This window comes from Streptococcus sp. 3874 (assembly GCF_013276425.1).
Lineage (GTDB): Bacteria > Bacillota > Bacilli > Lactobacillales > Streptococcaceae > Streptococcus > Streptococcus pseudopneumoniae.
In genome coordinates, this window is sequence record NZ_VMLA01000019.1 from 1 (window position 1) to 14,205 (window position 14,205).

Below are 14,205 nucleotides of genomic sequence, written 5' to 3' on the forward strand. Positions count from 1 at the left end.
GTTGCAGATAGAGCTGACGCGGTCTGAAGAGATTTTCAAAGAGTATAAAACCTTGAAGAGCTGCCCCTTCAAGGTTTTTCTTATACAAATAAACGGACAAAACTGTAAAGTAGCAAGACACTACCAAGCACGATGCGGTATTTACCAAAAAGGGTAAAATCGTGTTTTTTCACATAACTTGTCAAAAAGCGAATAGCCACCATGCTGACTGCAAAAGCGACTCCCATCGCAACCAAGAGCAAGAACAATTGTCCAAAGCTCAAGAGCTGTCCTGCTTTCAAAAATTTGAAAATCTTTAAGGCACTAGCTCCAAACATAACAGGAATCCCTAGATAGAAGGTAAATTCTGTCACAACTGAACGACTGGTTCCATTTAACAAACCACCGACGATTGTAGCTCCAGAACGGCTTGTCCCTGGTAAAAGGGCAAGAACTTGGAAGAGTCCGATATAGAAAGCTGTTGTATAAGGAAGCTTGTCCAACTCTGTCACACTTGGCTCGATAGCACGCGCTTTATTACGTTTTTCCAAATAGATAAAGGCAATCCCATAGATAATCAACATGAGAGCAACAGAAACCATGTTATGGAAGTGGGTATCAAACCAATCATCAAACTTAAAGACGGCAAGTAAAGGCAAGGTCGCAATCAAGACCTTCAGCCATAGTCTCCAAGTCTTACGAACTTCCTGCTTGTCCTTAGTCGGTTTGAAAGGATTGAGCTTGTTAAAGTAGATTACCATGACCGCCAAAATCGCACCAAGCTGAATCACGACATTAAACATGGAAATAAAGGCTTCGTTTTGATTTTGGTATTGGATAAATTCCTCTGCTAAAATCAAGTGACCTGTACTGGAAATCGGCAACCATTCCGTAATTCCTTCAACAATCCCGAAGAAGATAGATTTTAAAATTTCAATAAGATACATAGATTACTCCTTTTTCTATCTTCCATTATAGCATATTTTTCAATCTATGGCAGTTCTCTTTAAAAGGCACCGATACTTCCACCACCTCCGCCTCCAGAGAAACCACCGCCAGAACTTCCACTTCCAGAAGATACAGAGTAGGTACTTGCTGTATTTGCGACACTGGCATAATGGCTCATTTGCGCGCTTGAATGATAAAACATACTGTGCCAGCCATAAGCTACATAGAGGTTGATATCTGGATTTTCCACTTGAATCTGATGAACCTTCATCAAATGGCTGACCTTGTCCGCATAGCCAAATAAGGTCGCATAGACCAAGAGGCGATTCCAGACCACAATACTTTCCAATTCAGCCTGATCCAATCGCGCAATCTCACGCAACATATTTTCAAAACTGGTCCAGAGATAGTAGATCTCTGCTCCTGCTTCATTTAGGACACCATCACGATTATCTAATCGAAGCTTCCAATAATAGAAAACAGCCAAAACCAAACCTAGAAAACCAAGTATTGGCAAGGGGAGGTAAAGATAGCCATAAACGTCCAAACTGTACAAGAACAGACCAAATCCGATAAATAGGGTCAAGGTAGTCAAGATACCCATACCTACTTGCAAGGCCTTTTCCCCACCAGTTAAAGGACGATAGTAATCTGGGAGCCCCCAGAAGAAAACCCTGTCTCTGACCCCTTCTTGCATCTCTTTTAATACTGCTTCGAAAGAAGATTTAAGCTGACGCCCCTTTGCTTGAATCCGTTTTTCATCAGAGACTTTTGCTCTACGATAAAGACTATCAGATACCTTGTAATCCGCAAACAAATTGGAAAGAGTTTCTTCTTTTTTGCCTGAAAAAGCCAGATTTAGACAGTCTTTCTCAAAGCTTGACAAACCATCTTCTTTTACTAGCCTCAAACCAACTGCATCTCCTTCTGAAATGATAGAGACATTTCCACGGTCTATCACATCTAGCAAGGTAGCTTGAATAAGTTGGTCAAAGGTGAATTTGCCAGCCCCCTTGACCAAGGGACTCACTTCCTCCAAGGAGGTCGAGTAGACAGCCTCTGATAAAACCATAGGCTCTAATTCCATTGGTGGTTCATAGAGACGATGATTTTTGGCATATTTGACTGAAGGAGTGGTCTTTCTTCTATAGATAAAATAGAAGCAGACACTCAATAACAAGGAGATAGAAAGTATCGAAGGTAAGACCCAAGTAAGGAGTTGTTTACTTTGCTCTTTTTCTTTAACAATCGAGTCTTCTACCTTATTAAATTCTTCTAAATGATTTCCTTTCAATCCCTGATCCCTAGCGCTAGCAAAATCAGTTCGAGGCCAATAGGCATGCAATTCAACTCCACGCTTAGCCGGAAGATTGTCCAAACGAATAGTATAATCAAGGCTACTCTTTTCAATCGTTCCCTCTCTAAAAAGTTTCCCTGTATGGAAAAAGAGTTTTTCAGCTCCCTTGTCTCCCCTTACATGAAATTCAAACTTGCCAATAGCCCCTGAACTATCTGTTAAAGGTTGCCAATTTAATTCAGCAATGTCATCATATAGGAAAAGCAAATTTTTTAAGTTCCATGTAAGCTCAACTTCAACTGTGTCGCCTTCCTGGCCTGGATTATAGACTCTCACAGTATAACCATTCGCTTCTTCTGTCACTTCGCTCGTAACGTCTGCTAGTTCAGCACCATTTTTCGCAGCCTGAACCTTTGGATGAGGATCAATGTCAAATCCACTAGGCATCTTGCCAGCACGTCCAAGTCCCACGATTTGGCCCTTAAAGTCCTCCTCAAACTGATAAACTATCTTTTGTCTAAATTCTGCCGTATTGTCTGCATGAATATACAAATCCCCTTGATAAGAGTTTATCTTGAAATCAATGGCGAAAACAGAAAGTGGCAGAAGGCAAAACAAGCCAAACATCAGTAAGAAAAAAGTTTTTTTTTCATCAACTAAGCCCCCTTTTTATCTTTCTTATCATTATAGCATTTTTTCGTAAGTAAAGGCTTACTTATGTTGAAAAATTACGCATTTTTCGATAAAATAGGAGACAGTTATTTTTTAATAGATTAGAATAGGAGAAATCATGAGAAAAATATACTTATCTATTTTCACAAGTCTCTTGCTGACGCTAGGACTTGTCAATGTTGCTCAAGCCGATGAATATTTACGCATCGGGATGGAAGCAGCATATGCCCCCTTTAACTGGACCCAGGATGATGATAGCAATGGAGCTGTCAAAATCGATGGAACCAACCAGTATGCCAACGGATACGATGTTCAAATCGCCAAGAAAATCGCTAAGGACTTAGGTAAAGAACCTTTGGTTGTTAAAACCAAGTGGGAAGGTCTAGTCCCTGCCCTTACTTCTGGTAAGATTGACATGATTATCGCAGGTATGAGTCCTACTGCCGAGCGTAAACAAGAAATTGCCTTTTCAAGCAGTTACTACACTAGCGAACCAGTTTTGCTTATCAAAAAAGATTCTGCCTACGCAAATGCTAAATCTTTGAATGACTTTAATGGTGCGAAAATCACTTCTCAACAAGGTGTTTACCTTTATGACTTGATTTCACAAATCCCAGGTGCTAAAAAAGAAACAGCCATGGGAGACTTCGCTCAAATGCGCCAAGCTCTTGAGGCTGGTGTCATCGATGCCTATGTTTCTGAACGCCCAGAAGCTCTGACTGCCGAAGCTGCAAACTCTAAGTTCAAGATGGTCCAAGTAGAACCAGGTTTCAAAACTGGGGAAGAAGATACAGCTATCGCCATTGGACTTCGTAAAGATGACAATCGTATTAGCCAAATCAATGCCAGCATTGAAACCATTTCAAAAGACGACCAAGTTGCCTTGATGGATCGTATGATCAAGGAACAACCTGCCGAAGCTACAACAACTGAAGAGACTAGCAGTAGTTTCTTTAGCCAAGTTGCTAAAATTCTTTCTGAAAACTGGCAACAACTCTTGCGTGGTGCGGGTGTCACCCTTTTAATCTCTATCGTCGGAACTATCACAGGTCTCATTATTGGACTTGCCATTGGTGTTTTCCGTACTGCTCCTCTCTCTGAAAATAAAGCCATTTATAGCCTACAAAAACTAGTCGGCTGGATCCTCAATGTCTACATTGAAATTTTCCGTGGTACGCCAATGATCGTTCAATCGATGGTTATCTACTATGGAACTGCCCAAGCTTTCGGTATCAACCTTGATCGCACACTGGCTGCTATCTTCATCGTTTCGATTAACACTGGTGCCTACATGACTGAAATCGTCCGTGGTGGTATCCTAGCAGTTGACAAGGGACAATTTGAAGCTGCTACTGCTCTTGGTATGACCCATAACCAAACCATGCGTAAGATTGTCCTGCCTCAGGTTGTCCGTAACATCCTACCTGCAACTGGTAATGAATTTGTCATCAATATCAAAGATACATCTGTATTGAACGTTATCTCTGTTGTCGAACTTTATTTCTCAGGAAATACCGTGGCAACTCAAACCTATCAATACTTCCAGACATTTACAATCATCGCCGTGATTTACTTTGTCCTCACCTTCACCGTAACACGTATCCTACGCTTCATCGAACGCAGAATGGACATGGATACCTATACTACAGGTGCTAACCAAATACAAACGGAGGATTTTAAATAATGACACAAGCAATCCTTGAAATTAAACACCTCAAAAAATCCTATGGCCAAAACGAAGTGCTAAAAGACATTTCACTCACTGTCCACAAGGGAGAGGTAATCTCTATCATCGGAAGCTCTGGAAGCGGGAAATCGACCTTCCTACGCTCCATCAACCTACTTGAAACACCAACTGATGGACAAATCCTTTATCATGGACAAAATGTCCTCGAAAAAGGCTATGACCTCACGCAATACCGTGAAAAGTTGGGGATGGTGTTCCAATCCTTTAACCTCTTTGAAAATCTCAACGTGCTTGAAAACACAATTGTCGCTCAGACAACTGTCCTTAAACGCGAACGCACAGAAGCTGAAAAGACTGCCAAAGAAAACCTAGAAAAAGTCGGCATGGGAGAACGCTACTGGCAAGCGAAGCCAAGACAACTCTCAGGGGGTCAAAAACAACGTGTGGCCATCGCTCGTGCCCTCTCCATGAATCCGGACGCTATTCTCTTTGATGAACCAACATCAGCTCTCGATCCAGAAATGGTTGGAGAAGTCCTCAAAATCATGCAAGATCTGGCTCAGGAAGGCTTGACCATGATTGTCGTAACCCACGAAATGGAATTCGCCCGTGATGTCTCTCACCGTGTTATCTTTATGGATAAGGGTGTGATTGCTGAAGAAGGCAAACCAGAAGATCTCTTCACCAATCCTAAAGAAGACCGTACAAAAGAATTCCTTCAACGCTATCTCAAATAAAAAGAAAAGGCTGCCTCAACCGTGCAGTCTTTTTGCTGTCCTCAAAATGAAAAGGCAGATTCTCTATCTCTACTACTTGAGGGTCAAGAATCCGCCGTTATCCAAAGATTAATCTTCAAATTTTTCATGATTTTTTTCATAGAAATCAATTAGGCCTAGGGCTGTTTCAAATGAAATATTTTTTACTTTTGCACGACCCTGCGCCAGAGCAATGATAGACATTTCACGCGCATTCGTTTCCTTAGAGATACGGTAGCCTGTGATTTTCTTATCACGAACCCAGCCAACAACTGATTCTACTTTTTCAAAGTTTGACTTAGCCATGTTTTTCTCCTATTTTCTTCTTTACAATACTTAATTGTATACGTTTTTACTACTTTTGTCAATAAAAAAACATATATTCAATAAAATAAATGACCCAGAATCTTCTTACTTCCTTTTTAAAGCCGATAATATATAGTTTTCCGCTTACTATAACCCATCAGTATGCTCCTAAAAAACAATTGCATTATTAAACTTTAAATTTGTAAAAATATTCACGTATGCTGAATACCAGTTTCTTAATAGGATAGACAGGATTTACTATTTCATTCTATCTATTCCTTTTAAATCAACAAGCCCACTAAAGATAGTCTTTCACTCCTCACTATCTCTAAATCATTCCGTTTTCTTTCTCCTTCTTTGGTTCCTTTCCTGTCCTTATCTATATCTTATCCATTTCACAACCGGTACTACTTACTTTGTACAATCTTGCATCTTCTGATTACATACCCACTTTCCAGCTAGTCATTTAAAATCAGTATCACTAGCTATTGCATGTCTAGCACTATTGTCTATCTCACGAGTTTTTCGACCAACTCACCTAGCAGTCATCTCACAAACATTGATTATTTTTTTGATTCCTATTATATTTAGAGAAATCTCAAATTAGGGATATATACAATTGGGGATTTCAAAAAATTTCCTTATATATAGTAAGTAATTCTGCCGCCTTAATATAAACAGAATCGAAAATAATAGGTGTTATAGTGAGTTGTAGTAGAAATAGCACGATAAGCTTCCTAAAACCATAGGAATCGCCCCCTTTCTTCACTATCATTATAACACCTATACATTAGTTGTGCAAATAATATGATATTTTTTTATTAGTCCTCAGACAAGCATATTATAGAGCGTTTCATTCCCATTTAAGTTAATATAAGCTGGATCAAAACCTTCCATTCGACGAATTAAGCCTGCATAATCATGCTTATCTGCCAAAGCGATCCCAATCAATACTGGACCTGTTCCCTTACTAGCTCGCTTGATATACTCAAAACGGGTGATATCATCATTTGGCCCCAAGATATCATTTACAAACTCACGCAAAGCTCCTGGACGCTGTGGGAAATTGACCACAAAGTAATGTTTGATCCCATCATAAATCAAGGCACGCTCTTCCATTTCTGGCATACGGTTGATATCATTATTCCCTCCAGAAATGATACAACAAATGGTTTTCCCCTTGATATATTCAGCTAAAACCTCTAAAGAGGCGATACTAGCTGCTCCAGCAGGTTCTGCAACAATCCCTTGCTTAGAGTAGAGGTCAATCAAAGTTTCAGAAATCAATCCCTCATCGACACCTACCAAAGTTTGAACATGTTGACGCGTTGCTTCATAGGTCAACTGTCCTACCTTTTGCACAGCAATCCCATCCGCAAATTTGTCAATTTCTTTGAGTTTAACAGGTCCACCAGCTTCAAAAGCAGCTTTCATGGAACGCGCTCCATTAGCCTCTACCCCAATGACTTCAATTTCTGGACTTGTTTCCTTGATATAGGTAGAAACCCCGGCAATGAGACCGCCACCACCAACAGGGACCAAGACAGCATCAAAGTCAATCGATTCTTTTCGAGCTTCTTCTAAAATCTCATAAGCAACTGTTCCTTGACCCGCTTGGACATGAGTATCATCAAAGGGAGCAATAAAGGTACGATTTTCAGAGACTGTAAATTCTTGAGCTGCTTTGGCTGAGGCATCAAAGGTATCTCCAACTAGTTTAATGGTTACAAAATCCCCACCAAAAAAGCGAACCTGACCAATCTTTTGTTGCGGAGTGGTAATGGGCATAAAAATAGTAGCAGGAATTTTCATCTCATTACAAGTATAGGCAACTCCCTGCGCATGATTTCCCGCAGAAGCACAGACTACCCCACGCTCACGTTCTTCCTTGCTGAGCTGAGAAATAGCATAATAGGCACCACGAATTTTAAAGGAACGAACACGCTGGGCATTTTCTTTTTTCAAATAAATCTTAGCACCATACTTCTCCGATAAATAATGGTCGTAATCCAGTGGGGTATTCACAACCACACCATTCAAGACCTTATGAGCCTTGATAATATCTTTTGAACTTAACATATAAAACCTCTTTTTCTATAAAAAACAGTCACTAATGACTGTTTTTTTAGTTATTCATCTCCAAAAACTTCAGCAACACTTTCATGATATTTATGAGCCATACGAATTGAAAACTCTTTAGGAAGTTCATAACGATTTGTGGAAATCCAATCATATAACCATTCTGCCAAACTTTCTTCACTATCATTACGATGGAAGATAAAATAGTTTAAAACTTCTTTATATTCTACATCATTCAAATCCAGCGTGTCTACAAATTAACTACGAGAAACAAAATTAGAATCTAATTTTCTTAGTTGATCTGTCAATTCTCCCAATTGTAAATCCAACTGAAAAAATAATTTTTGCAGTTGCCTATCAGTTTCATCACATCCTGTCTTGATAGAAAACAAATTGGTAATATTCATATGATTTCAACCCCTAAATAAGTATATCTAATATCCCACGAATAGCTGAAGCTACTATTTTAAGCAAAATTCTTTGCTTTCTAATTAGTTATAGATTTTGAATGCATCATCGTCGTTTTTACCAACGAAAGGCATTGCTTTACGCAATTCTGCACCAACTTTTTCAATTTCAAGGTTAGCTGCTTGTTCACGGTAAGCAGTCAATTTTGGACGTCCAGCTTTATAGTCATTTACAAAGTCATTTGCAAATTTACCATTTTGGATGTCTGCCAAGACAGCTTTCATATTTTCTTTAACTTGCTCAGTAATCACACGTGGACCTGATACATAGTCACCGTATTCAGCAGTGTTTGAAATAGATTGACGCATTTTCTTGAATCCACCTTCATAGATCAAGTCAACGATCAATTTCATTTCGTGAAGAACTTCAAAGTAAGCCAATTCTGGAGCGTAACCTGCTTCTGTCAAGACTTCGAAACCTGCTTCGATAAGGGCAGTCAAACCACCACAAAGTACAGCTTGTTCACCAAACAAATCTTCTTCAGTTTCTTCTTTGTATGTTGTTTCAAGAAGACCTACACGAGCTGCTCCAACACCTTTACACCAGTCCATAGCAATGTTTTTCGCATTTCCTGTTGCATCTTGGTATACTGCGTAAAGAGCTGGTACACCAAATCCTTCTTCGTAAGTACGGCGTACCAAGTGCCCTGGTCCTTTAGGAGCACACATAAAGACATCTACATCCGCAGGAACTTTGATAAATTCGAAGTGAATGTTGAAACCATGAGCAAATCCAACTGCATTCCCAGCTTCCAAGTTTGGAGCGATTTCCGCTTCGTACAATTCTTGTTGGATTTCGTCTGGTGCCAAAATCATGATAACATCAGCCAATTTAGTTGCTTCTGCTACTGTGTAAGTGTCAAATCCATCTTCTTTTGCTTTGTCAAAAGATTTACCTGGACGTACACCGATGATGACATCGCGACCTGAGTCACGCAAGTTTTGAGCATGCGCATGTCCTTGTGAACCATAACCGATAACGGCGATTTTTTTACCGTCAAGTGCTGCTACTTTAACATCTTTTTCGTATTCCATTTGAACTGCCATAGTTTTTCTCTCTTTTCTATCATTTATTGCCTTTTAGGCTGGTTTAACAAATTTAAGTTGGATTTTTAGTCACGGGTAAATCCAGTTGCACCCGTTCGAGCAATATTGCGAATACCGTATGGTCGAATGACTCGTAATAGAGCTTCACTCTTTTCAGCATTTCCTGTCATCTGAATGGTAATCGAGCTTGGCGCTACGTCTACCACTGTTGCACGGAAAGGTTGAATAATCGCTAGAATCTCAGCTCGCTTCTCAGCTGGCGCTGACATCTTAACCAAAATCACCTCGCGCTCCAAATGAGGCTTGTCTGTAATATCACGAATGCGAATCACATCAATCTGACGATTGAGTTGCTTGATAATTTGCTCCACTTCATCATGAGAAGCAACATCAATAATAATGGTGATACGCGATACATTCGGATCTTCTGTTGCTCCAACAGAGATGCTTTCAATATTAACCTGACGACGAGATAAGACACCTGTAAAGCGATTGAGGACTCCTGAACGATTTTGTAGTTTTGCTGTTAACATTCTACGCATGGAACTTCACCCCCAACATCTCATGATTACTCTTACCAGCCGGTACCATTGGTAACACCTGTTCCTTACGAGAAATATCTACCTCAATTAGCATAGGAACATGCTCAGTGATGACTTCAAGGTCTTGAGCCAAGGTCTCAGGATTGTCAAACTTATAGTTTTTAATACCATAAGCCTGCGCCATCAATTGGAAATCAGGAAGGGTATCAAAGACCGACTCTGATGTTCTTCCTTCATAGAAGGATTCCTGCCACTGGCGAACCATTCCAAGTGAATGATTGTTCAGCATAACCACCTTGATTGGCACTTTGTAAATATTCAAAATAGCCAACTCCTGGTTGGTCATTTGGAAACCACCATCCCCAACAAACAAGACCACTTCCTTATCTGGGTTAGCAATTTTAGCCCCGATTGCTGCTGGAATTCCGAATCCCATGGTTCCTAAACCACCTGAAGTCACTAACTGACGTTCATTTTGGTAGGGATAATACTGGGCTGTCCACATTTGGTGTTGACCAACATCTGTTACCACAATGGCATCTCCATTCGTCAATTCACCAATGCGTTCAATAACTGCTTGCGGTTGAACCACACGCTCTTTCTTATCATAAGAACGAACACGGTTCTTGTCTTTAGTAACTTTCTCAATCCATTTCTCAGTATTGTTATGAACTGTCGGTTCTGCTAGCAACATTTGCAAGGCTTTCTTAGCATCTCCAACTACAGGAATATCTGCACTGATAATCTTGCCAATCTCGGCTGGGTCAATATCAATATGGGCAACCTTAGAATTCTTAGCAAAAGTCTTTGGATTTCCTGTCAAACGGTCATCAAAACGAGAGCCAATACTAATCATAAAGTCCGTCTCTGTCATGGCAATATTCGCTGCGAAAGAACCGTGCATCCCCCCCATTCCAAGGAAGAGTGGGTGAGTCGTTGCAATTGTTCCTTGACCTAAGAGAGTTGTTACGACTGGAATTTGATAGCGTTCTGCAAATTCATTTAATTCTGCCGCAGCCTCAGCATAACTAATTCCACCACCAGCTAACAAGACTGGCTTTTTAGCCTTGGACAATTGCTTCAAGATTTTCTTGATTTGCATATCATTTGGCTCAAGAGTCGGCTGATAGCTTGGTAGGTTCACTTCTGGTGAATAGATGAAGTCTGTTTCTAAAGCAGATACGTCTTTAGGTAGGTCAATGACGACTGGCCCTGGTCGACCTGTAGTTGCGATATGGACAGCTTCCGTAATGATACGCGGAATATCAGCTGTCTCACGAACTTGGTAATTGTACTTAGTGATTGGCATGGTAATTCCCACGATGTCTGCCTCCTGAAAGGCATCCTTCCCAATCCCTGCTCGCCCTACCTGACCTGTAAAGACCAAAAGGGGAACACTATCGCTCATGGCATCCGCAATCCCTGTAATGGCATTTGTTGCTCCTGGTCCGCTAGTAACGACGGCAACACCCAACTTTCCAGTTGATTTAGCATAACCTTCAGCTTCATGCAGACAACCTTGCTCATGGCGTCCTAGAATGTGGTGAATACCTTTAAAATTATATATCGCATCATAAAAAGGCAAGACTGCACCACCAGGATAACCAAAGATGGTATCAATTCCTAAATCACGAAGTGTTTCCAAAACTAGGTCCGAACCCGTCTTAGGAGATTCTAAACTGATTTTCTCCATTGTTCCCCTTTCTTTCCTCTTAAAAATAACTTGTTACTATCATACCATTTTTTAAAAAATTTTCAAGAGAAAAGAAGAAATTTTCTGAATTTTCTATTTTAACGTTTATTTATGAATGTTATTTTTGTTTTTATTAAAAAGATACCGTTTTCATTTACTAAAAAAGAAAAAAGAACTGATTTCTCAGTCCTTCATTAATCGGCTCTTATTCCACACTAAATAGATAGGGGTAAACAGGTTGTTGACCTTGGTGGATTTCAACTTCAAGATCCTCAAATTCTTCTGCGATTTCTTGAGCGATTTCATTGGCAAGTTCTTCGCTTCCGTCTTCACCGACATAGAAGGTTACGATTTCACTGTCTTCATCCAACATATGTTTCAAAGTTTCTGCCAAGGTTTGGTGCATGTCAGGGTTTGACACGAGGATTTTCCCATCCACCATACCTAGATTATCGTTTTCATGGATTTCTAAACCATCGATCGTTGTATCACGCACGGCTGTTGTGACGCTTCCGCTAACGACATCGCTAAGAGCAGCTGTCATACGCTCTTGGTTTTCTTCAATGGACTTGCTTGAATCAAAGGCAAGAAGACTTGTCAAACCTTGAGGAAGAGTGCGAGCCTCTACCACTACTGCTGGTTGCTCCAAAACTTCTGCCGCAGATTGAGCTGCCATGAAGATATTCTTGTTATTTGGCAGGAAGATGATGTTACGGGCATTGACCTGTTCAACAGCCTTGATAAAGTCTTCTGTTGAAGGGTTCATGGTTTGACCGCCTTCGATAACATAATCCACACCTTGAGAACGGAAGATATCTGCTAGACCTTTACCAGCCACCACAGCAATCAAAGCATACTCTTTTTCTTCAGCTGGCTTGCTAACTTGGGCAGTTTCTTTCTCAATCTGTGCTTCGTGTTGGTTACGCATATTGTCAACTTTTACCTTGACCAAGCTACCATATTTTAGACCTTCTTGCATGACAAGTCCTGGATCTTCTGTATGGACATGGACTTTGACGATTTCATCATCATTGACAACGAGGAGAGAATCTCCAAGTTCATTCAAGTAGTTACGGAATTCATCGTAGTCAAAATCTTTGGCATAGGTTGGACCTTGCTTAAGAGCTACCATGATTTCAGTACAGTAACCAAAGTTGATATCCTCAGTCGCCACATGACCAGCCACAGACTTGTGGTGCTCTGCATTGATCATTTCACTCATATTGGCAGGAGTCGCTACAAAGTCCTCAGATGCAATATATTCACCAGTAAGGGCAGAAAGGAAACCTTCGTAGATAAAGACCAATCCTTGACCACCTGAGTCCACAACGCCAACTTCCTTCAATACTGGAAGCATGTCTGGCGTTTTAGTTAGAGCTGTTTTAGCACCTTCCAAGGCTGCGCGCATGACTTCAACAGCATCATCTGTTTGCTCAGCTTTTTTCTTAGCACCGATAGCAGCCCCACGAGAAACTGTCAAAATCGTTCCTTCAACTGGTTTCATCACTGCCTTATAGGCAACTTCAACACCTGATTGGAAGGCAAGGGCCAAGTCTTGACCTGTTAACTCGTCTTTATCCTTGATGGCTTGTGAAAATCCACGGAAAAGCTGAGACATAATAACTCCTGAGTTCCCACGCGCACCCATCAAAAGCCCTTTAGCAAGAATGCTCGCTACCTCTCCAACTGTAGAAGCTGGCTTGTCTGCAACTTCTTTAGCTCCATTTTCGATGGTCATCCCCATGTTTGTTCCAGTATCTCCATCTGGAACAGGGAAGACGTTTAATGAATTGACATATTCAGCTTGCTTATTCAAGCGAGTTGATGCAGCCTGCACCATTTCTTGAAATAAGCTAGTAGTAATTTTTGACACGGTTATTCTCCTACAACTTTGATATTTTGAATGTAGACATTTACAGTCTGAGCAGTAATTCCAAGCTGGTTTTCCAAGCTAAAGGCAACACGCTCTTGAATGTTTTTTGACACTTCACTAATCTTTGTTCCGTAGCTTAACACGGTATACACATCAACTGCAATGCTTCCATCTTCGGCTGCCTTTACGACGACACCTTTGGAATAATTTTCCTTACCTAGAAGGGCTTGGAAATTATCTTTGAGGGCATTTTTACTAGCCATACCGACCACACCAAAAATTTCAGTTGCTGCTCCACCTACGACGGTTGCAATCACTTCATCTGTTAGTTCGATTTGACCATCTTTTGTATTAATTTTTACAGTCATCCTTTTTACCTCAACTAGTTGATACTCTATTTTATCATATTTCAGCCCAAGTGTAAAAGCAGAATACTGTATCAGCGGATATTTACTCTGCTTTTAAAATGATTTTTTCACTATGTCAAAAGAAAAAGACCCTGAGGTCTCCTTGCTTTTATTATTAAACGCGTTCAACTTTACCTGATTTCAAAGCGCGAGCTGAAGCCCAAACTTTTTTAGGTTTACCATCGATAAGAACAGTAACTTTTTGAAGGTTTGGTTTTACGGCACGTTTTGTTTGGTTCATCGCGTGTGAACGGTTGTTTCCTGATACAGTCTTACGACCTGTAAAGTAACATACTTTAGCCATTGTGTTTTCCTCCTATTAAATCTAATATAGCGGATGTGCTAGCACTACATACCGTACTATGTTATCACACTTTCTTCATTTTTGCAAGGGAATTGGAAGATTTTTTTATTTATTGTGATTCGAATGTGATATTGAAAGTTCTATAATGA

General features: G+C 40.4%; 12 protein-coding genes and 1 pseudogene. 2 read left to right on the forward strand and 11 right to left on the reverse strand.

Annotation, left to right across the window (positions count from 1 at the left end; translation table 11 throughout):
- Window positions 1–80 precede the first annotated feature (80 nt).
- Window positions 81–926 carry an undecaprenyl-diphosphate phosphatase gene (locus HT703_RS01740; protein ID WP_000280764.1) on the reverse strand — a complete coding sequence of 282 codons (846 nt, stop codon included), beginning with the start codon at window positions 924–926 and terminating at the stop codon, window positions 81–83.
- 59 nt (window positions 927–985) lie between these two features.
- A complete protein-coding gene (locus HT703_RS01745; RefSeq protein WP_000467300.1) occupies window positions 986–2,851 on the reverse strand; it encodes a DUF2207 domain-containing protein in 1,866 nt (621 codons plus the stop codon).
- Between the two features lie 163 nt (window positions 2,852–3,014).
- Here HT703_RS01745 and HT703_RS01750 point away from each other — a divergent pair, with 163 nt between their 5' ends.
- Complete coding sequence (locus HT703_RS01750) at window positions 3,015–4,580, forward strand: ABC transporter substrate-binding protein/permease (RefSeq protein WP_001227321.1); 1,566 nt, start codon at window positions 3,015–3,017, stop codon at window positions 4,578–4,580.
- Entirely contained in the window at window positions 4,580–5,320 is a 741-nt protein-coding gene (locus HT703_RS01755; protein WP_000189488.1) for an amino acid ABC transporter ATP-binding protein, read from the forward strand. Before HT703_RS01750 ends, HT703_RS01755 begins: the two co-directional genes overlap by 1 nt.
- Window positions 5,321–5,428: 108 nt before the next feature.
- Here the strand turns inward: HT703_RS01755 and HT703_RS01760 are convergent, their stop codons facing one another.
- The 9 genes and pseudogenes from HT703_RS01760 to rpmB all read right to left on the reverse strand — a co-directional run bounded on the left by HT703_RS01760 (window position 5,429) and on the right by rpmB (window position 14,056).
- The gene (locus tag HT703_RS01760) at window positions 5,429–5,644 is read right to left on the reverse strand and encodes a hypothetical protein (RefSeq protein WP_001130036.1); all 216 of its coding nucleotides are present in this window, start codon (window positions 5,642–5,644) and stop codon (window positions 5,429–5,431) included.
- Window positions 5,645–6,472: 828 nt separating this feature from the next.
- Window positions 6,473–7,723: a threonine ammonia-lyase IlvA gene (gene ilvA, locus HT703_RS01765; protein ID WP_000952969.1), complete on the reverse strand. Its 1,251-nt coding sequence runs from the start codon at window positions 7,721–7,723 to the stop codon at window positions 6,473–6,475.
- A 50-nt stretch (window positions 7,724–7,773) separates the two neighbouring features.
- Window positions 7,774–8,130, reverse strand: a pseudogene (locus HT703_RS01770) (ketol-acid reductoisomerase).
- A gap of 84 nt (window positions 8,131–8,214) precedes the next feature.
- Entirely contained in the window at window positions 8,215–9,237 is a 1,023-nt protein-coding gene (gene ilvC, locus HT703_RS01775; protein WP_000290683.1) for a ketol-acid reductoisomerase, read from the reverse strand.
- A 65-nt stretch (window positions 9,238–9,302) separates the two neighbouring features.
- Window positions 9,303–9,779, reverse strand: a complete 477-nt coding sequence (gene ilvN / locus HT703_RS01780) for an acetolactate synthase small subunit (protein ID WP_001253803.1) — start codon at window positions 9,777–9,779, stop codon at window positions 9,303–9,305.
- Window positions 9,772–11,472, reverse strand: a complete 1,701-nt coding sequence (locus tag HT703_RS01785) for an acetolactate synthase large subunit (RefSeq protein WP_000411733.1) — start codon at window positions 11,470–11,472, stop codon at window positions 9,772–9,774. The genes ilvN and HT703_RS01785 overlap by 8 nt, the downstream gene beginning before the upstream one ends.
- A 205-nt stretch (window positions 11,473–11,677) precedes the next feature.
- Entirely contained in the window at window positions 11,678–13,345 is a 1,668-nt protein-coding gene (locus tag HT703_RS01790) for a DAK2 domain-containing protein (RefSeq protein ID WP_000036650.1), read from the reverse strand.
- Between the two features lie 2 nt (window positions 13,346–13,347).
- Window positions 13,348–13,713, reverse strand: a complete 366-nt coding sequence (locus tag HT703_RS01795) for an Asp23/Gls24 family envelope stress response protein (RefSeq protein ID WP_000216436.1) — start codon at window positions 13,711–13,713, stop codon at window positions 13,348–13,350.
- 154 nt (window positions 13,714–13,867) lie between these two features.
- A complete protein-coding gene (rpmB, locus tag HT703_RS01800; RefSeq protein WP_001140948.1) occupies window positions 13,868–14,056 on the reverse strand; it encodes a 50S ribosomal protein L28 in 189 nt (62 codons plus the stop codon).
- Window positions 14,057–14,205 lie beyond the last annotated feature (149 nt).